General features: G+C 60.4%; 16 protein-coding genes. 13 read left to right on the top strand and 3 right to left on the bottom strand.

What is annotated here, in order from left to right; translation table 11 throughout:
- Positions 1–6 precede the first annotated feature (6 nt).
- Together cobA and D7I37_RS22965 are read left to right on the top strand one after the other, a co-directional pair.
- Positions 7–822, top strand: coding sequence for a uroporphyrinogen-III C-methyltransferase (cobA, locus tag D7I37_RS22970; RefSeq protein ID WP_129544434.1), 816 nt, complete (start codon positions 7–9; stop codon positions 820–822).
- 148 nt (positions 823–970) lie between these two features.
- Positions 971–2455, top strand: a complete 1485-nt coding sequence (locus tag D7I37_RS22965) for a hypothetical protein (RefSeq protein WP_242502732.1) — start codon at positions 971–973, stop codon at positions 2453–2455.
- A 111-nt stretch (positions 2456–2566) separates the two neighbouring features.
- Here the strand turns inward: D7I37_RS22965 and D7I37_RS22960 are convergent, their stop codons facing one another.
- A complete protein-coding gene (locus D7I37_RS22960; protein WP_129544433.1) occupies positions 2567–3217 on the bottom strand; it encodes an A24 family peptidase in 651 nt (216 codons plus the stop codon).
- Between D7I37_RS22960 and D7I37_RS22955 the strand changes: the two genes are divergently transcribed.
- Both D7I37_RS22955 and D7I37_RS22950 read left to right on the top strand, forming a co-directional pair.
- Positions 3216–3419 (top strand): hypothetical protein, encoded by a 204-nt coding sequence (locus tag D7I37_RS22955; protein WP_129544432.1) that lies wholly within the window; start codon positions 3216–3218, stop codon positions 3417–3419. The genes D7I37_RS22960 and D7I37_RS22955 overlap by 2 nt on opposite strands.
- A gap of 268 nt (positions 3420–3687) precedes the next feature.
- Positions 3688–5181: a YchO/YchP family invasin gene (locus D7I37_RS22950; RefSeq protein WP_061794640.1), complete on the top strand. Its 1494-nt coding sequence runs from the start codon at positions 3688–3690 to the stop codon at positions 5179–5181.
- On the opposite strand, the gene narL is transcribed toward D7I37_RS22950, so the two are convergent.
- Entirely contained in the window at positions 5178–5828 is a 651-nt protein-coding gene (gene narL, locus D7I37_RS22945; RefSeq protein WP_061794639.1) for a two-component system response regulator NarL, read from the bottom strand. The two genes, D7I37_RS22950 and narL, sit on opposite strands and share 4 nt — an antisense overlap.
- Positions 5829–5838: 10 nt before the next feature.
- The gene (gene narX / locus D7I37_RS22940; protein WP_095097946.1) at positions 5839–7623 is read right to left on the bottom strand and encodes a nitrate/nitrite two-component system sensor histidine kinase NarX; all 1785 of its coding nucleotides are present in this window, start codon (positions 7621–7623) and stop codon (positions 5839–5841) included.
- Between the two features lie 341 nt (positions 7624–7964).
- Here narX and D7I37_RS22935 point away from each other — a divergent pair, with 341 nt between their 5' ends.
- From D7I37_RS22935 to D7I37_RS22895, 9 genes are all read left to right on the top strand, one after another.
- The gene (locus D7I37_RS22935; RefSeq protein ID WP_061794637.1) at positions 7965–9362 is read left to right on the top strand and encodes a NarK family nitrate/nitrite MFS transporter; all 1398 of its coding nucleotides are present in this window, start codon (positions 7965–7967) and stop codon (positions 9360–9362) included.
- 761 nt (positions 9363–10123) lie between these two features.
- Positions 10124–11023, top strand: coding sequence for a transcriptional regulator (locus D7I37_RS22930; RefSeq protein ID WP_061794767.1), 900 nt, complete (start codon positions 10124–10126; stop codon positions 11021–11023).
- 182 nt (positions 11024–11205) lie between these two features.
- Complete coding sequence (locus D7I37_RS22925) at positions 11206–12168, top strand: NAD(P)-dependent oxidoreductase (RefSeq protein ID WP_129544431.1); 963 nt, start codon at positions 11206–11208, stop codon at positions 12166–12168.
- A gap of 173 nt (positions 12169–12341) precedes the next feature.
- Entirely contained in the window at positions 12342–13391 is a 1050-nt protein-coding gene (wecA, locus tag D7I37_RS22920; RefSeq protein ID WP_061794635.1) for a UDP-N-acetylglucosamine--undecaprenyl-phosphate N-acetylglucosaminephosphotransferase, read from the top strand.
- Positions 13392–13436: 45 nt separating this feature from the next.
- Positions 13437–14570, top strand: a complete 1134-nt coding sequence (locus D7I37_RS22915) for a polysaccharide export protein (RefSeq protein WP_061794634.1) — start codon at positions 13437–13439, stop codon at positions 14568–14570.
- Between the two features lie 27 nt (positions 14571–14597).
- Positions 14598–16778 carry a polysaccharide biosynthesis tyrosine autokinase gene (locus tag D7I37_RS22910; RefSeq protein ID WP_061794633.1) on the top strand — a complete coding sequence of 727 codons (2181 nt, stop codon included), beginning with the start codon at positions 14598–14600 and terminating at the stop codon, positions 16776–16778.
- A gap of 4 nt (positions 16779–16782) precedes the next feature.
- Complete coding sequence (locus D7I37_RS22905) at positions 16783–18081, top strand: flippase (protein WP_129544430.1); 1299 nt, start codon at positions 16783–16785, stop codon at positions 18079–18081.
- Positions 18062–18910, top strand: coding sequence for an ATP-grasp fold amidoligase family protein (locus tag D7I37_RS22900; RefSeq protein ID WP_061794631.1), 849 nt, complete (start codon positions 18062–18064; stop codon positions 18908–18910). Before D7I37_RS22905 ends, D7I37_RS22900 begins: the two co-directional genes overlap by 20 nt.
- An 87-nt stretch (positions 18911–18997) precedes the next feature.
- Complete coding sequence (locus tag D7I37_RS22895) at positions 18998–20071, top strand: hypothetical protein (protein WP_231922055.1); 1074 nt, start codon at positions 18998–19000, stop codon at positions 20069–20071.
- Positions 20072–20073 lie beyond the last annotated feature (2 nt).

Genomic DNA, 20073 nt, shown 5'->3' with positions numbered 1-20073 from the left:
ACAACGATGAACGCGATAGATCAACTGAGCGCGGCGGGCGAACGGCGTCAGCCGGTGAAAAACGGGGAAGTCTGGCTGGTCGGCGCCGGGCCGGGGGACGCCGAACTGCTGACGCTGAAGGCGCTGCGGGTGATGCGGCAGGCGGACGTGGTGGTGTTCGACCGGCTGGTGTCGGCGGAGGTGATGGCGTTGCTGCCGGCTGAGGCGCTGCGCATCGACGTGGGCAAATCAATGCATCGTCACACCTTGTCGCAGCCGGAGATCGAACGTTTGCTGGTGGAGTTGGCCTCCGCCGGCAACCGGGTGGTGCGGCTGAAGGGGGGCGACCCTTTTATCTTCGGTCGCGGCGGCGAGGAGATGGTTGCGCTGCGGCGGCAGGGCGTCGCCTGCCATATCGTGCCCGGCATTACCGCCGCCAGCGGTTGCGCGGCGGCGAGCGGCATCCCGCTGACCCACCGGGATTTTGCGCAGTCGGTGCGGTTCGTTACCGGCCACTGTCGCGACGGCGGCGCGCCGCCGGATTGGCGCACGCTGGTCAGCGAAGGGCAGACATTGGTGTTTTATATGGGGCTGGCGCAGAGCGACGCCATCGCCGCCCAGCTGATGCGGCATGGTATGGCGGGCAGTACGCCGCTGGCGATCATCGAGCGCGGCACCCGGGCGCGGCAGCGGGTTCTGATCGGCACGCTGGCCGATCTGTCAGGGCTTATCGCCCGGCAGCGGCCGGTATCGCCCAGCTTACTGGTGATTGGCGCGGTGGTCGGGTTGTATCAGCCCGCGCCGGCAGCCGCCGAGCGCCCGGCCGCCGCGCTGGCGGTGTGAAGGCCCCGGCGCGCCGCCATCACCACGGCCCGGCGATTGTTAACGCTGTGTCAGAGTGAAATAAGATGAAATTTCATAACTTCCTGGCTAAACGGCGGTATTTTCAGCGTCACAAACGGCATCGACCGCAGTGAAACGGGAGGAAGATATGGCGAACAATGGAACCAGTTCAACCACGCGCTCTTTGGCGGCGGACCTGACGAGCACCGGGGAAGTGGTCACGCCGGAACAATACTATCGGGACGGCGACGGCGACGACTGGGCGCCGGCGATCAATAAGGCGGCCGCGGCGGCGCTGCGGGCCGGCGGTACCCTGTCGCTCGGCAAGCGGGTATACCGGGTGGCCGGACAGGTGATTATCCAAACCACCACGGATATTTACGGCGGCATGGGGCTGCGGGTGGTCGGGCTGGGCCGGGCGACGCAAATCGTCAAAACGGCGGATAACGACTACACCAATGAACAGGGCGAAACGAAGAAAGCGGTGATCGTGGTGAAGGGCTTCGCCAACCTGACGCTGCACGGCCTGACGCTGAGGGACGACAGCGCCGGCGCCGACGGCCATGGCGTGTGGTTCAGCGATCGCAACATGACCAAGTGCGATATCCGCGATATTTACACCCAGGTTGGCGGATACTCGCTGTTCGTTTCGGGCGACATGTTCATCAACTGGCTGGTGAACGTGCAGATGGCGGTCGATGCCCATCGCCCGGGGGACGGGGTGCTGTGGATGGACAAATCCGGCACCACCAATTTTATCGATGGCCTGCATGCCGCCCGCGCCAAAGGGAAGGCCTATATGATTTCCGGGTTTTATTCCACCCTGGGATCGTTGGCGGCGGAGGATTGCAGCGGCGACATCTACTGTTTCAAGGATTTTAACGGCACCGTCAATTCGCTGAGCTGCGAGAACCGGCAGGTGAAACGCGGCGCCGACGTCAGCCTGTTGTCCACCCATTTTGCCCAGGGCTCGATCGGCAGCATCAATATTCAGGATGCGCATAACGTTGAAGGCAGCGCTGTGCTCTGTCGCTTTATTAACGAATCGCGTTGGGATATCGGCCAATTGAACCTCTACGCCGGCGGCGCAGCGGCGATCGCCGTCTGCAGCAACAATACCGAAGTGAGGTTCAGCAATCTGCATCACGGCGGCGCGCCGCTGACCGGCAAGAGCAGGGTGGACGCCACCTCTTTCCTGAGCGGCGTCGACGTGACGGGCAGCCAGGGCGCGCGGGGCATTGCGCCCGGCGCCACCAGCCATCATTTGCCGCGCAATAGCGCGCGGCGGGCGTTCTGGGCCTTTCTCGGCACCCTGACCGCCCCTGACCGGCAACCGACCACGCGCATCACGCTGCAGCAAAGCGTTGGCCCGCAGGTGCTGGCCTGCGATCTGTACATCACCTTCGATCTTTCCTCGCAGGCGACCGCCTTCGTCGCCAATAAGGGCAGCCATAGCGCGCAGGGGGCCTTCAGCCTGCGCCGCACCGGGCCGCTGAGCTGCGAAATTTATTACCGCGTTGAGCAGGATTTCGGCGTCGGCAGCTATCAGGTGCAGACCTCGCGCGGCAGCTGTTGGCGGCCGGACGGCGCGGGGCACCCCTCCCGCCGACGCGCTGGAAATCCGCAACGATGAAATGCTGTCGGCGACCAAGCTGACGGCGGTGCAACCGCTGGTCAACCCGGCATCCGCCACCGCCGCCGAGGTCGCGGGGTTGCTTAATCGCCTGATTGGCGCGTTGAAAAGCTAGGCGTAATGGGCCCCGGCGTTCAGCAGCAGCGTCAGCCAGCCGGCGGCGGCGAGATAAACGCCAAAGGGCAGCGGCGCGCGCCAGGCCATCTTGCCCGGAGGGCTGCGCGCCAGCGTGACGCACAGCCCCGCCGCCGCCGCGACGCTCACCAGCAGCGGCAAGGCGCCCCAGCCGACCCAGGCGCCCAGCGCCGCCAGCAGCTTGAAATCGCCCTGGCCGATGCCGGCCCGGCGCCGCGCTCGGCGATAGAGCGCATCGAGCAGCCACAGCGACAAATAGCCGGCCACGGCGCCGAGTAACGCATCAGACAGCGGTACCCATTCCTGATTCAGGTTGCACAGCAGCCCTGCCCACAGCAGCGGCTGGGTCAGCCGGTCCGGCAGCCGCTGGTGCCGCCAGTCGATCAGCGCCAGCGCGATAAGCAGCGTCGCCGCCGGCAGCAGCCATAATCGCTGCTGCAGGGTCAGGTCGCAAGGCAGGGTAGCCAACCCGGCGGCGGTCGCCGTCAGCATCACCTGTCGCACTGTCCTCGGCGGCGATGCGGGGGCGTTTCCCGCCGGGGCGAATTCGGCGATCAGCCAGGCGGCAATCGCCGCGGCCGGCCACAGAGCGAGGATCGACAACGCCGCTGGCAGGTAGGTGGACATGACATTTCCGCAATCAAATAAAACATGCGTTCAAAATAGCGGCAAAAATTTCATTTCATCAGGGGCGTCGCCAATCGGTGGTTCAGGCTGCGCCGGGGCGCGCATCGCCATGTCGCGCACGGCCGGACGTCTCAGGCGCTTGCGCATGGCGCCGCGTTTGCGCGGCTGTTTTTCCGGCAAAATCGGCGATGAAATCCGGTGAATTCACTTCGCCATGCGGCGGCGGGTCATAACAAGGCTTATTTGTGACGGCGTCACTGTGAAAGATTGGGGTTTATCCGATTGTTTCTCATCATAAAGCCGCTACCCTGTGGGGATAATGACGCATGCTTGGCCAGTGGCCGCGCCGGCAGGGCCAGCCGCCCGCTGTGCTATAGTGTGCGAAGGTTTGGCTGTCTGTGGCCGGGAGTGGCCGCAGCAAAACAGGTTGATTCGCCGGGCTCTGAGGACGGGAGCGCGGCGACGGTGTGATGACTGACGTTATTCAAGCAGTGCGCAACAACGCAAGCAGCAAGACTTTTTGGCTCCATCGCCTGCCGGCGGCGTTGCTGGCCTGGCCGTTCCTCTGGCTGGGCGGCGCGCTGCCCGCCCGCGCCGAGTCTCCGCCGGCGCCGGACTCCGTCACCCGCCACGGCGGCGCCGACCTGCCTGAACTGGGCGGCGCCCCGGACGACGCCGAACGCGAGAAAGAATGGGCCACCATGGCCAAACAGCTGGGCGAACGCGATCTGAACAATGTGTCCGGCCAGCAGGTGCGCACCCGCGCCGAAAACTACGTGCTCGGGCAGGCGACCGGCGCGCTGCAGCAGCAGGCGCAGGAGCTGCTGTCGCCATTGGGGACGGCGACGCTGGCGCTGAAGGTGAACAACGAGGGCGATTTTACCGGCAGCACCGGGCAGCTGTTCAGCCCGCTGTATGACGTCAACGGCCTGCTGACCTACAGCCAGGTCGGTTTGCTGCAGCAGAGCGAAGGCTCGTTGGGCAACTTCGGCCTGGGGCAACGCTGGATCACCGGCGACTGGCTGCTGGGCTACAACACGGTGCTCGACAGCGACTTCGCCCGGCAGCGCAACCGCGCCAGCGTCGGCGCAGAGGCCTGGGGAGACTACCTGCGCCTTTCCGCCAACTACTACTATCCGCTGTCGGCACTGGCGCAGCAGCCGAACGACGCGGTGTTCTTCAGCCGCCCGGCGCGCGGTTACGACATCACCACGCAGGGCTACCTGCCGTTTTACCGCCATATCGGCGGTTCACTCAGCTACGAACAGTACCTCGGGGATAACGTCGACCTGTTCGGCAGCGGCAAAAAACAAAACGATCCGCGCGCCATGCAGCTGGGGCTGAACTATACCCCGGTGCCGCTGGTGACGGTGAAGGCGCTGCACAAGATTGGCGAGGGCGGCCAGAGCCAGGATCAGGTGGAGCTGGCGCTGAGCTACCGGCTTGGCGTACCGCTGGTCAAACAGATTTCTCCGGAGTACGTGGCGCAGGCCAAATCGCTGCGCGGCAGCCGCTACGACAATATCGAGCGGAAAAACGTGCCGGTGCTGGAGTTCCGCCAGCGTAAAACGCTGCAGGTGTTTCTGGCTACGCCGCCGTGGAGTCTGCAGCAGGGGGAAACGCTGCCGTTGGTGCTGGAGATCAAGGCGGTGAACAACATCACCCGCGTCAGCTGGCAGGGCGATACCCAGGCGCTGAGCCTGACGCCGTCGCGCAACGCCAACGATCCGCACGGCTGGACCCTGATCGTGCCCAAATGGGACGACAGTCCGGGGGCGGCCAACAGTTACCGCCTGTCGGTCACGCTGGAGGATGACAAGCAGCAGCGCGTAACGTCCAACTGGATCGATCTCAAGGTGACGCCGCCGCTGACGTTGTCTTCCGGCGATGAAGCCGCGCCGCCGGTGAAAACCCTCACGCCGCCGGTGATCCCGGCCCAGACCGGGCCGCTGGGGGGCGGCTAACCGTTTTTGCCCTGCAGCACCCAGACGGCGGCCTCAACGCGCGACTTAAGCTTCATTTTTTTCAGCAGGTGTTTGACGTGTACCTTGACGGTGCTCTCGGTGATGGTCAGGCGACGGGCGATCAGCTTGTTCGGCAGGCCCTGCGCGATCAGCTTGAGGATATCGCGTTCGCGCGGCGTCAGCTGCTGAATGTCGCGGTCGGCGCTGGGGCGATTTTCCCGCAGGCTGGCGGCCAGGATCGGCGTCAGCGCCTCGCTGAGCACCATTTGCCCGGCCGCCGCCTGATGCAGCGCCTTCAGCAGTTCTTCCGGCTCCATGTCTTTCAGCAGATAACCGTCGGCGCCGCGCTTCAGCGCGCTGACCACGTCATCCTCGTGATTGGAGACGCTGAACACCACGATACGCCCCGAAAGGTCCGTCTGGCGCAGGCGGTCGAGGGTTTCCAGGCCGTTGATGCCCGGCATGTTCAGATCGAGCAGGATCAGGTCCGGATCCTGCTGCTCCGCCAGCGTTACGCCCTGTTCGCCATTGCTGGCTTCGGCGATGACCTGCAGGCGCGCGTCCATGCCGATCAGCTGCTTGACGCCGTTGCGCAGCATCGGATGGTCGTCGATCAACAAAATGGTGGCGGCGGTTTCAGTGGTCATGGGATCTCCGTTAATCGATGGCAGGGTTGTCGGGCTTGAAGGTCACCCGCACCTCGGTGCCGCCGCCGCTGCGCGGTAAAATCTCGCAGCGGCCGTGCAGGCTTTTGGCGCGGTCGCGCATGATGATCAGCCCGTAATGATCGGGCCGCGTCGTGTCGGCCGGCAGGCCGCGGCCGTTATCGCAGACGCTCAGGCTCACTTCGCCCCGCTTGTTGAGCACCTGGATGCTCACCTGGCTGGCCGCGGCGTGCTTATGGATATTGCTCAGCGCCTCGCGGGCGATCTGCAGCAGATGGATCGCCTGGTAAGCGGGCACCGTGCGCGGCCCCAGCTGATAGTCGAGCGTAATCGTCAGGCCCAGTCTGGGGGTGAACTCGGTCACCGTAGACTGCAGCGCCGCCAGCAGGCCGGGCTCGGTCAGGCGCAGGCGGAAGGTGGTCAGCAGTTCGCGCAGCTGGCGATAAGCGCCGTTCAGCTCTTCGCGCATCTGCCGCACCAGCGCCTGGCTGTCGGCGGAAAGCTCCTTGCCCTGCATTTGCAGGCAGGCCGTCTGCATTTTCAGGCAGGACAGCGACTGGGCGATAGAGTCGTGCAGCTCGCGCGCGATCGCCGCCCGTTCTTCCATCAGCATCAGCTGCTGCTGGTGATCCACCTGGCGCTCTATCGCCAGTACGCTGGTCAACTGTTCGACCAGCGTATTGATCAGCTGGCGATGGTCGTCGTTCAGCGGCTGCCGCGGCGCATGCTGCGCGACGATCACCCCGTAGTCGCCCAGCTTGTCGCTCAGGCTCCAGCTCAGCGAGGGATTGTCGGCGTGCTGGCGGTCGCTGTCGTTCAGGCAGGCGCTGCATACCGGATTGTGGCAGTGTTCCGGCCGCAGCGGCTGGTTGCCGCTCAGCTGCAGCAGCGGTTCCCGGCTGTCGTTTTCGTACAGCCGCACCTGAATGGCGCGCAGCGGCGTCAGCGTCTGCAGCTGATTGAGTATCGGCGTCAGCCGGCTGCACAAGGGCTCACTGGCGTGCAGTTGGCGGCTGGCGCGATACAGGAAGCTCAACACCTGGTTTTTTTGCTGCAGATCGGCGGTTTTTTCCGCCACCCGCTGCTCCAGCCCGCTGTAGGTGGCGGACAGTTCGTCGGACATGGTGTTCAGCGCGCCGCCGAGCGAAGCCATTTCATCCTGATGGCCGCGCTGGGCAAAGCGGCGGCTGAAGTCGCCGCGGCCGACCGCCAGCGCCATGTCGACCAGCTGGCGCCAGGGGTGCAGCAGCCGGCGGCGCAGGTAGCAGGTGGTGCCGATCAACAGCAGCAGCGTCAGGGCGATAAATCCCGCCTGCACCAGGGTAACCATCAGCAGCCGTCGTTCGGTCTGCCGGTCGATATCCGACACCAGCTTGTCCACCAGCCGGACAAAATGCGCGGCCTGCCCCGCGGCGTCGGCAGGGCGCTGGGCGGCGCGCAGCGCGGGCTGCAGACCCTGTCTCCAGTAGTCGCGCAGGGCGCCGAAGGGTATCGCCAGACCTTCCTGCTCCACCGAACGCCGCAGGTCCGGGCTGTTTTCATCGCGCTCCAGCTCCTGAATCAACGCCTCGTGGCGCGCATCCAGCGGCACCTGCGCCAGCAGGCGATAGCTCTGCATGCGCAGCGAGCCGGCCTTGTTGATGGCGTGCGCGTTGCCCTGGATGCTTTGCGACATCCACGCGGAGATCCCCATGCCGGCCACCCCCAGAATGCCCAGCAGCAGCATCAACAGGGCGACCTGGTTCACCAGCGAAAGGGGAGCCAACAGGCGTTTCATAGGGCGAGGGTCTCCATGGCGCGCACGGCCGCGGTAGACGGCGGAGGCGCTAAAGTAGTAACGATTCAGCCATATTCTTCATTATCCCTGAGCATAACCACATACCTCGAACGAAGTACCCACTAGTTTCCGTTTGGCGCGAGTCTGTCGGGCGCCGGCGTGGGATGCGTGTTCAATTGATTGATATTTAATTGTTTATTTCTTTGCTGTGCGGTACTCACAAAGGGATGAGGGGCGTTTTCCCGCCGCCGACTACTTGCACCTGCGTTGATATACATCAACTTTGCCACCGGGGGCGCCCCCTAGGGTGTGCGGAGTGATTCCCCGTGTCTGAGGTTTTTATGTCGCAATTTGCAACGCCATCATCGAAAAAAACCGGCGCGCTGATCCAGGACTGGCGTCCTGAAGACGGCGCTTTTTGGCAGGAGCGCGGTCAGCGCATCGCCACCCGCAACCTGTGGATCTCCATTCCCTGCCTGCTATTGGCCTTCTGCGTCTGGATGTTGTTCAGCGCGGTGGCGGTCAATCTGAACAAGGTCGGTTTCAACTTCAGCACCGATCAGCTGTTCTTGCTGACTGCGCTGCCTTCGGTCTCGGGCGCGATCCTGCGCGTGCCTTACTCATTCGTCATCCCGCTGTTCGGCGGCCGCCGCTGGACCGCCATCAGCACCTGCTTCCTGCTGGTCCCCTGCCTGTGGCTGGGGTTTGCGGTGCAGGACAGCGGCACGCCGTTCAGCGTGTTTGTGATTATCTCGTTGCTGTGCGGCTTCGCCGGCGCCAATTTCGCCTCCAGCATGGCCAATATCAGCTTCTTCTTTCCCAAGGCTCGCCAGGGCGGCGCGCTGGGGTTAAACGGCGGGCTGGGTAATCTGGGCGTCAGCGTCATGCAGCTGGTGGCTCCGCTGGCGATCTCTTTCGCCATGTTCGGCCTGTTTGGCGGCACGGCGCAGAGCCAGCAAGACGGCAGCGCGCTGTGGCTGGAAAACGCCGCCTGGATCTGGGTGCCTTTTTTGCTGATGGCCACGCTGGCGGCCTGGTTCGGCATGAACGATTTGGCGGCGTCCAAGGCCTCGCTGCGCCAGCAGCTGCCGGTGTTGAAACGCGGGCACCTGTGGGTGCTGAGCCTGCTGTATCTCGCCACCTTCGGTTCCTTCATCGGTTTTTCCGCCGGTTTTGCCATGCTGTCGAAAACGCAGTTTCCGGACGTGGTCATTTTGCACTACGCCTTCTTCGGTCCTTTCCTCGGGGCGTTGGCGCGGCCGGTGGGCGGCGCGTTGTCCGACCGCTTTGGCGGCATTAGGGTCACGCTGATCAACTTCGTGCTGATGGCGGTATTCGCCGCGCTGCTGTTCTTTACCTTGCCGGGCGGCGGCCATCCGGGCTCCTTTATCGCTTTCTACGGCATATTCATGCTGCTGTTCCTGACCGCCGGATTGGGTAGCGGCTCCACCTTCCAGATGATCGCCGTTATCTTCCGCAAAATCACCGTGGACCGCGTCAAGGCGGCCGGCGGCAGCGACGAGAGCGCACAGCGCGAAGCCGTGACCGATTCCGCGGCGGCGCTGGGCTTCATCTCGGCGATCGGCGCCGCCGGCGGTTTCTTCATTCCCCAGGCCTTCGGCACGTCGCTGGCGCTGACCGGTTCGCCGGCGGGGGCGATGAAGATATTCCTGGTGTTCTACCTGTTGTGCGTGGCTATCACCTGGGTGGTGTACGGCCGGAAGAAAATGGCCCGATAGCCGACCCTGGCCTCATCCCTCCCCGGCCGGGGAGGGGATCCCGTCTTTCCCCCGCAGCGTCCTTTCTTTTGTCCCCGCTCAGTGAAATTTTCTGCATTTAGGTAAAATTCTTATTTCCGCATGCTATTTTTTCCTTTTTTTATAGGCGTATCTCTCAATGTACCAATGGAAATGCGCGGAAGGATTATATTATTAAATCCGTCCTTGCGTTTTATTGACGATAACCTGACAAAAATAAGGCAGAGCGACAAAGCGATGCAGAACAATAAAGTGGATGCATGATGATTTCACCTCATCAAATTTTCGATAAATTATCGCCCGAAGAGGGATATTTTCTTCGCCGGTGAATAATCGATGAAATCAGATAACTCTCATTCTGTTTTCGCTGGCTTTTTGTAGGCTATCTGGCAATCAGATTAGGTGGAAAAACGTGATGATTTTGCGGTGCAAGATGAAATTTCACAATTTCACTCGATTAACAACTAAATAACATTTTTAGGCGTACCAGGCTAACTTGTTGAAATCGTTTATTTAAATTAATGGCAATCGCGAAGAGAGCCCATGTTGCCAGCAGGGAAAAGACGTCGTTAGGATAAACTGAGCCTCCTGATCGGGAGGGAATGTAAAAAATGAAATCAGAAAAGTTTTATAAAAGCCAATATCCAATGAATGCAACCTGTTGAGTTTACATTTAATTTCTTGAACATTTTTTGATATTTCTATACAAAGTGTGCAGGACAGGCACGCTAAGGAAATTAAAAGTGAATCTTGATAAAAGAATAAAGATTAGGAATCTCGATGTTCTGACACCTTCTGGGGAAAAATTTCGTCTGCGCTGGAAGGAGTATCAGATACTTTCGTTGCTTGTCGCCAGGTCCCCCGAACTGGTCACCCGTACAGAAATTATAGAAAATATCTGGAAAGGGACCTATTGTTCAGATTCAACTATAAATCAAACAATTAAATCAATTCGTCAAAAAATTGGCGATGCCGAGCACGTGCTTATCAGAACCATTCCACGCCTGGGCTATAAGGTTGAGAACAAGGCGATTTTTCACTTTATATCCGAGGAGGATGAGTATATCGACGATGATATATTGAGTGAACAAGTCGGCGTCGATGATAATATTCAAGCGGAACTTTCCGAAAGTGCAAAAAAACAATCTGAAGAAATAAAGGAAGAAATAGATACGCCGGGAGAGAAAATCATTATTTCTCCTCATGCAGCGCAGGAAAAAACGGCGAAGCGCGGGGCCTCCGCGAAAAAAACGGCTGCGCTACGCCGTTTTTTCTCAATGCCGGCCATCAGAGTTGTGAAATATCTGACGGTGTTTGCGTCATTGCTGGTTATTTCACATTTTTCATACGTGCTGGGCAATCAGACCCGTCCTCCTATCATCAATGACATCCAGAACAACACGCGCGTGGTATTGACGCTCACCCTGAACAATCCCCATACCAACAGCCCGCAGACCCTGCTTTGCCTGTATCAGGGCGAGAGCCTGGACCAGGCGACCATCGAATGCGTCGATCCCAAACAGGGGCAGTTGAAATCCCCGGTGAAATACGAAACTTCCGCCGCCCGGGGTAAAGGTCAGATTAATCTCATATTGCCGAATAAAACCATGCAATATCAAGTGGCTTATGATGTTAAAAATTAGCGGACGTTGATATTTCATTTTTAGCCATAATTTTACAAATGCCGAATAAATTTATTTCATTATTTGTTATTTGAAAGCCCGGCGTGATTTGTCCAGTCTGGAACCCATTATCTAACGCGTATTAGCGTCCTGCCTCAATGGTGCGGCAGGAAATAATGGGAAACCTGGCTGAGTGACAAATTATGGACAAACGTAAGGTAGCAATTATCGGGGGTTCCGGCTTTATCGGCACACGCCTGGTGAAACGTCTGAGTGCGCGCGATGACCTGACACTGGTGATCGTCGACAAGCGCCCCAGCGCGCACTTTCCCGCGCTTTATCAGTTTGGCGATGTGACCCAACCCCAGACGCTGCAGCAGCCGCTGGCGGGCTGCGACGCGGTGATTAACCTCGCCGCAGAACATCAGGATAATGTCGATCCCATCTCGCTCTATTATCAGGTGAACGTTGACGGCGCGCGGCATGTTTGCATGACCGCCGCCGCCCTGAATATCCGCCAGATCATTTTCACCTCCTCGGTGGCCGTCTACGGCTTCGTCAAGCAGGAAACCGGTGAAGAGGGGCGTTTCGACCCCTTCAATCATTACGGCAAGTCCAAGCTGGAGGCGGAGTACGTCTACGAAGCCTGGCGCAAGGCCGACGCGGAAAACAAGCTGACGATCATTCGCCCGACGGTGGTATTCGGCGAAGGCAATCGCGGCAACGTGTATAACCTGTTCCGCCAGATCGCCAGCGGCCGTTTCGTGATGATCGGCAGCGGCAATAATATGAAGTCGATGGCCTACGTCGAAAATATTGCGGCGCGGCTGGAATATGCGTTGGATCAGCAATCGAGCTACCAGGTCAGCAACTATGTCGATAAACCCGATTTCACCATGAACCAGCTGGTGGACGTTATTTCCTCGTCGCTTGGCAGAGATAACAAGACGATTCGCATTCCTTATGTGGTCGGAATATGCGGCGCCACCGCATTGGATGTGGTGAGTAAAATAAGTCGCAAAAAATTCCCCATCAGCCGCGTCAGGGTGCAGAAATTCTGCGCGAGAACGCAATTTAAAAGCAATGTGAAGAATAATTTCGTGGCGCCGGTCGAGCTTGATTCGGCTATCGAAAAAACCATTAAACATGAATTTTCTGATAGATAACCTGAATACACGCTGACGTTCTTAATTAATTTTCATTGAAAACCGGATGGATCTGCATCTGCGGGATTAAATCATGCTGACTTATATCCTGGCACTGTCAATTTTGTTTTTGTTAATAGCGCATTGGGAGCTGTAACTCAAGGGCGGTAGCGTGCTTAATCGCTGGAGGAACGATGTTATATCAACTGAGCGTGATATTTATTTTGGCGCTGATGCTGGTGGTAATCGCCCGCCGGGCGGCGCTGAGGGTAGGGCTGGTGGATAAACCCAATGCCCGCAAGCGGCACCAGGGGCATATTCCGCTGGTCGGCGGCATCGCGGTCTACCTGACCTTGACGCTGATGACGCTGTGGCAGCCGGAGTGGCTGCCGTACAGCACGGTTTACCTGCCGTGCGTGGCGGCGCTGGTGGTGCTGGGCGTGCTGGACGACCGTTTTGATCTGCCCGTGGCGCCGCGCGTCATGGTGCAGGGAGGGATTGCGCTGGCGATGATGCTGGCGGCAGGGATGCAGCTTTCTTCGTTCGGCTATCTGTGGGGGCGCGAGGAGCTGATGCTGGGCTACAGCGCGCTGCTGGTTACCCCGCTGGCGGTTTGGGGCGCGATCAACGCCTACAACATGGTCGATGGCATCGACGGCCAGCTGGGGACGCTGTCCTGCGTGACCTTTGCCGCGCTGGCGATCCTGTTCGGGTTGGGCGGGCGCGATGAGCTGGCGCTGTGGTGCCTGGGGCTGATTGCCGCGTTGGCCGCCTACCTGCTGTTCAACATGAGCGTCTTCGGCCTGCGCCACAAAATCTTCATGGGCGACGCCGGCAGCATGGTGATCGGCTTCACCGTACTGTGGCTGTTGCTGCTGGCGACGCAGGGGCAGCAGGCGGTCATTCGCCCGGTGACCGCGCTGTGGCTGATCGCCATTCCGCTGATGGATATGGTGACGGTGATGGTGCGCCGCCTGCTGCGCCGCCAGAGCCCGTTCAGGGCCGGCCGCGACCATTTGCACCACATTCTGATGCGCCGCGGGCTCAATGCGCGCCAGGCGCTGGGCATGAGCACCATGCTGGCGGTGACGCTGGCCTGCGTCGGCATCTGCAGCGAAGTGCTGCAGCTGAAGGAAAGCCTGCTGCTGGTCGCGTTCCTGCTGTGTTTTGGCGGCTACTTCGCCATGTTGCACGAACCGCGCCAGGCGTCGGTCTTCGGCGATAACCCGACAGCCGATCGTTAATCCTCCCACAGGCCGCAACGGCGGCCTGTTTTTCACGGTACTTTCATGAATCTTCATTTACCTCATTTGATGCCGCTGGTGCTGTCCGCGACCTTGCTTGGCGGCTGCACGGTGGTGCCGGGCACCCATCTGCCCACCGGCGGCAAAGCCACAGTCACCCAGCAGGACGACGACTTCAGTCTGAACGAACAGGTGCAGGTCTACCGCATGACGCCGATGCTGCTGGAAAAAATGCGCCGGGTGGAACCGGTGGCGCGGCCCAACCCGGCGCTGGAACAGCGGCTGCAGAGCTATCAATACCGCATCGGCGTCGGCGACGTGCTGAACGTGACCGTCTGGGATCACCCCGAATTGACCACGCCGGCCGGCCAGTACCGCAGCGCCAGCGACACCGGCAACTGGGTGCATGCCGACGGGGCGATCTTTTACCCCTATATCGGCCGGGTGCAGGTGGTGGGCAAAACCGTCTCCGAGGTGCGCAACCTGATCGCCGGTCGGCTGGCGCAGTACGTCGAAAGCCCGCAGGTCGACGTCAGCATCGCCGCCTTCCGCTCGCAGAAAGCCTATGTCACCGGCGAAGTGAAAACCTCCGGCCAGCAGGCGATAACCAACGTGCCGCTGACCATTCTGGACGCCGTCAACGCCGCCGGCGGCCTGACGGAAAACGCCGACTGGCGCAATGTGGTGCTGACGCATCAGGGCAAGGAGCAGCCGATATCGCTGCAGGCGCTGATGCAGCGCGGCGATATCAGCCAGAACGTGTTGCTGCAGCCGGGCGACATCCTCTACGTGCCGCGCAACGACGAGTTGAAAGTGTTCGTGATGGGCGAGGTCGGCAAGCAGTCGACGCTGAAGATGGACCGCAGCGGCATGACGCTGACCGAAGCGCTGGGCAGCTCGGAAGGCATCAGCCAGACGGTCGCCGACGCTACCGGCGTGTTCGTGATCCGGCCGAACGGCGGCAGGCAGCCGCAGCGGCTGGCGACGCTGTACCAGTTCGACCTCTCCGACGCCACCGCGCTGGCGATGGGCACCGAATTCCAACTGCAGCCTTACGACGTGGTGTACGTCACTGCGGCGCCGATCGCGCGCTGGAACCGTTTGATCGGTCAGCTGGTGCCGACCATCAGCAGCTTTAACGATCTCAGTGAGGCAACCTTGCGCGTGCGCAACTGGTAAATCCGCCGGGTGAATAAGGAACATAAGATGAAAAACAATGCGCTGCCAATCGTCATGGCCGAACAGGACGAAAAGCTGGAGTGGGAACGCCTGGTGGGGCCGCTGTGGGACAGCCGCTGGCGCATCGCCCTGGCCACCGGCGTGGCCGGTGCGCTGGGCGCGGTCTACGCGCTGCTGGCGACCCCGGTGTATCAGGCCACCGCGCTGGTGCAGGTGGAACAGCCGGCCGCCGGCGCCTCGCTGCTGCAGGAGACATTGGCCACGACGCTGGGCCAGTCCGCGTCGACCCAGGATGAAATGGTGCTGGCCAACTCACGCTTTGTGCTGGGAAAAACCGTTGACGACATGAACCTGACCGTCAGCTCCCGGCCGGACTCTCTGCCGTTGGTCGGCAAGGGGCTGGCGCGTCTGCGCGGCGAGACCGCGCCGGTGCTCAGCATCGCCGCCATGACGGTGCCCGGGGAGATGCTGGGGGAAACGCTGCGGCTGACCCTGGACGACAAACGGCATTTTACCCTGAGCAGCGATGGCAGCCCGGTTCTGTCGGGTGTGGTCGGGCAGGCGGCGGCCAAGGGCGCCTGGAGCATCAAGGTCAGCGCGCTGGACGCGCCGGCCGGCACCCGCTTCCGGGTGATGAAGGTGGCGCGTCAGCAGGCCATCGACGATCTGCGCGACAGCCTGAGCATCGCCGGGGTGGGCAAAGACAGCGGCATCATGAGTTTCCGGCTGGAGAACGAGGATCCGCAGAAGGCGGAAGCGGTGCTGAAGAATATTGCCGACAACTATTTGCAGCAGAACGTCGATCGCAAAACGGAAGAGGCGCAGCGCACGCTGGCGTTCCTCGGGGAACAGCTGCCGCGCACCCAGGCCGCGCTGAATTCGGCGGAAAACCAGCTCAACCGGTTCCGCCAGCAAAACGACTCGGTGGATCTGTCGCTGGAGGCGAAGTCGGTGCTGGACACCTCGGTGCAGCTGGAGGCGCAGCTTAATGAGCTGACGTTCAAGGAGGCCGAAATTTCCAAACTCTACACGCGCCAACACCCGGCGTATCGCGCGCTGCTGGAAAAACGCGCCACGTTGGAGGAAGAGAAGGCGAGGATGGGGCGGCAGGTGCAATCGCTGCCGAAGACTCAGCAGGAGATCCTGCGTCTGACCCGCGACGTGCAGGTGGATCAGCAGGTGTATATGCAGCTGATGAACAAGCAGCAGGAGCTGAGCATCAGCAAGGCGGGCGCGGTGGGCAACGTGCGCATCATCGACGAAGCGGAAACCGCCATCAAGCCGGTCAAACCGCAGAAGGCGCTGATCGTGCTGTTGGCGCTGATGCTGGGCGCCGTGCTGTCCGCCTCGGTGGCGCTGCTGCGCGCGGTATTCCACCGCGGGATCAACGATATCGATACCCTGGAGAAACGCGGCATCAATGTGTACGCCACCGTGCCGCTGTCGCCATGGCAGGTCAAACACAGCCGGGGTCAGCAGCAGTTGCTGGCGAAAAGCGGGGCGGAGCGCCTGCCGATCCTGGCGTTGGCCGAGCCGACGGATCTGTCGGTGGAGGCGATCCGCAGCCTGCGTACCAGCCTGCACTTCGCCATGCTGGAGGCAAAAAATAATATTCTGATGGTGTCGGGCGCCAGCCCGGAAAGCGGAAAAAGCTTTACCAGCACCAATCTGGCGGTGGTGATCGCCCAGGCGGGGCAGCGGGTGTTGCTGATTGACGCCGACATGCGCAAAGGGTTTCTGCACCGCTGGCTGGCGACAGACGCGCGCAACGGGTTGTCCGATATGCTGGTGGGCAAGGTGACGGCGCAAGACGCGGTGCGGAAAACCGCGACCGCCAACCTGGATTTCGTTTCGCGCGGCCGGGTGCCGCCGAATCCCTCCGAGTTGCTGATGCATCACCGCTTCGCCGATTTTCTGCATTGGGCCGGGCAACGCTACGATCTGGTGCTGATCGATACGCCGCCGGTGCTGGCGGTGACCGATGCCGCCATCGTCGGCAACCATGTCGGCACCGCGCTGATGGTCGTGCGCTTCGAGGTGAACACCGTCAAGCAGATTGAAACCAGCCTGCGTCGCTTCGAGCAAAACGGCGTGGCCGTCAAAGGGGTGATCCTCAACGGCGTGGTGAAGAAGGCGGCGACCGACATGAGCTATTACAACTTCGCCTATCCAAGCCATCGCGAAGATCTGCCGCAGGCAGGGGAATAAGCGGGTGAAGGCCATTATCGCCAATGCCCTGTGGCTGATGCTGGAACGCGTCTCGCTCAGCCTGTCCGGCATCTTCGTCTCCATTTACGTCGCGCGCTATCTGGGCCCCGCGCAGTTTGGCGCGCTCAACTATCTGTTGGCGACGATCGCCATCCTGGTGCCGCTGGTGCAGCTGGGCGCCGACAGCGTCATCTTCAACCGCATCGCCCGCCGACGGTCGAGCGGCATTCGCCTGATGCTGGCCTCGATGCGGCTGCGCCGTCGGCTGTTCCTGGTGGCGGCGCTGCCGATGCTGACGTGGAGCCATTTCAGCCAGCCGCCGGCCACCCAGCTGATGACGCTGCTGCTGCTGATCAGCGCCTATTTCTCGATTCAGGACGTATACAAAATTTATTACGACGCCCGCCTGCAGTCGAAGCGCAATACGCTGATCAACAACCTGGCGCTGCTGCTGTCGATCGCGCTGCGGCTGGCGCTGGTGAGCGCCGCGCTGCCGCTGGTGTGGTTCGCGGTGCCTTACATCCTCAGCAGCGCCGTTCCTTACCTGGCGCGCCTGTGGTTATTCCGCGGGGAAGCGGCGGCCTCGCCGCGGGTTACGCCGCGCCAGGCCGGGCGCTATGGCCGTTATCTGCTGAAGGTGGGGCTGCCGCTGGCCATCTCCAGCCTGTCGATAGTGATCTATACCCGCATCGATCAAATCATGCTGGGCAATCTGGTCGGCGAACAGGCGGTCGGCTGGTTCAGCGCCGCCACCACCCTCAGCCAGGGCTGGGTTTTTGTGCCGATGGCGCTGATCACCTCGCTGATGCCGGGCATTGCCGGCTGCCGCGATCCGCTGGAGCAGGAGTACCGCATCCGGCTGCTTTATCTGGTGATATTGGGCCTGTCGTTGCCGGTGCTGCTGGGCCTGTGGTGGTTCGCTCGCCCGGCCATCGCGCTGCTGTATGGCGCCGCTTTTCAACCGGCCGCCGACATCCTGGCGGTCTGTACGCTGACCTCGCTGTTCTCGGTGATGGGGACGGTTTCGTACCGCAGCATCGTGCTGTTCGCCGGTTATCGCTTCATCGCCATCAAGATGCCGCTGGTGGCGCTGGCGAACGTGGTGATGAATCTGCTGCTGATCCCGCGCTACGGCCTGATCGGCGCGGCGGTGTCTACGCTGCTGGCGGAATTCATTTCGTTTTTCGTTCTGAACAGTTTTTTCCGCGGCGGAAAAATCACCCGACTGCAGCTGACCTGTTTTTACTGCCTGCCGCGTCTTATCAGCAAATTAAGGAGAGAGCATGTTAAACACCCTGGTTAAAAACATTTCCAAGCGCCTGCCCGATGCCTGGCACCATCAGGTTAAATACGCGCTCTGTTTCAAAAAGCTGCCGCACCTGTCGAAACCGACCGGCTTCAGCGAAAAGATCATGCGTCGCAAAATTTACCCGCGCAGCATCTACACCACCCTGTCGGACAAGTACAAGGTGCGTGAATTCATCGCCGGCCTGTGGGGCGAGGAGTATCTGGTGGAGCTGTATGCGCACGGCACCGAGCTCAGCTACGACACCTTCAGGCAGTTGCCCGACGCCTTCGTGCTGAAGGCCAACCATGGCAGCGGCTATAACCGGTTGGTGTTCGACAAGCGGCAGGTCAGCTACGCGGAGCTGTACGATCTCAGCAGCGCGTGGATGCGCAGCAACTTTTACGAGCAGAGCCGCGAAAAGCATTATCAGGACATCGAACCCTGCATCATGGTGGAGCGCATGCTGCTGGACGGCGAGCAGGTGCCGAACGACATCAAGTTTCATTGTTTCAACGACAATCATGAAATTCGCATGTTCATCCAGGTGGATTACCAGCGTTTCGGCACCCATCGGCGCGACATTTTCGATATCGACTGGAACCGCACCGAAATCCGCATCGGTTTGCCGAATGCCGACGAACCGATGCCGCGCCCTACGCGGCTGGAGGAAATGACGCGTCTGGCTCGCCAAGTAGCGCAGCAGTTCGCTTATGTCCGCGTGGATTTCTACCAGGCCGGCGAGCAGGTGTATTTCGGCGAGCTGACGTTTACGCCCGGCGCGGGGTTAAGCAAGCTGATGCCGAAAAACATCGAGCAGGAATGGGGCAGTTATTTTACTGAGTAAACGCTTATGCAGAGAGTCGCCTCCAGTTTTCACGCGCATGCCAATGCCGGTTATAATCAGTCGCGGGACTTGGTCAATCAATCAATAGTGTTGACCTTTCTGTTGATATTTTTCGTGAAAACCTTCCTGACCTCGGGATCGTTCAACAGCGATCTGATCAATAAAGCCGTGATGGGGCTTAATGGCCTGATGTTGCTCTATGTCGGCTATGCTTTTTTTATCGCCACGCTGGCGGAAAAGGCGGTGGCGGGATTTTTGGTTCTGCTGTTTCTGATTAATATCGCTACCGGGCATGGCGATTATCTTTTTGGCGCGGTATTCAGCACGGCGGTGATCATTTTATTTCGCCGCATCGAGATGGCGCGCGGCGCTGAAATGTTCGCCATCGCCTTTGTGGTCGCCGGGCTGTTGATGGTTATTCCCTATACCTTTTACACCGATGGATTTGTTTATCTGGATGAACGTTACGGCAACAGATTAACGCTGGGTTTCGATAACCCGAATACCCTGGCGTATTATTTTTTTGCCCTGTTCGCCATGCTGCTGTGCCTGATCGACCTGGCGAAATTAACGCGCGGCATGAAAAACATCGCCTCGCTGGCGGTGTCGGCGTTAATTCTGCCGGTGCTGATGTATTCCTATTCTCGCACCTGTTTCATGCTGGCGTTGTTGATGCTGCTGCTGTTTTGGCTGGCGCCGCTGCTGCGCGTCGCCCCCAATAGAAAAGTCTGCATCGCGCTGACGTTGGCCATTCTCGGCTTTCAGTTCGCCAGCGTGATGCGTTGGGGGAGCAATCCGGCGTTGGACGTACTGCTGAACCAGGCGCTGACCGGGCGCATCTGGTTCTCATGGCAGATGTTTCAGGCGGTGGGGCTGCCCAATCCGCTGTTCGGCATGAACATCGAACCTTATAAGCCGGTCGACTTCTTTTACATCGCCATGTTTTATTCGGCCGGCGGGATCGCCTCTGTCGTCATGCTTTCCTGTTATTTCCAGCTGTTGGGAAACATGCGCAGGCTGAGTCGGTTCATGCGCTGGGTGGTGGCTGTTTTCCTGCTGACAACTTTTACGGAAACCTATTTCCTGGTCCCGGTATTCAACGTGTCTTTATTGTTGCTTTGCCGTGGAAAAGAAATGATCAATTCGAAACTGGAGGGGTAAGA

Source organism: Serratia sp. 1D1416 (genome assembly GCF_003641105.1).
GTDB classification, from domain to species: domain Bacteria; phylum Pseudomonadota; class Gammaproteobacteria; order Enterobacterales; family Enterobacteriaceae; genus Serratia; species Serratia ficaria.
This window is presented reverse-complemented; position numbering and strand designations above follow the sequence as displayed.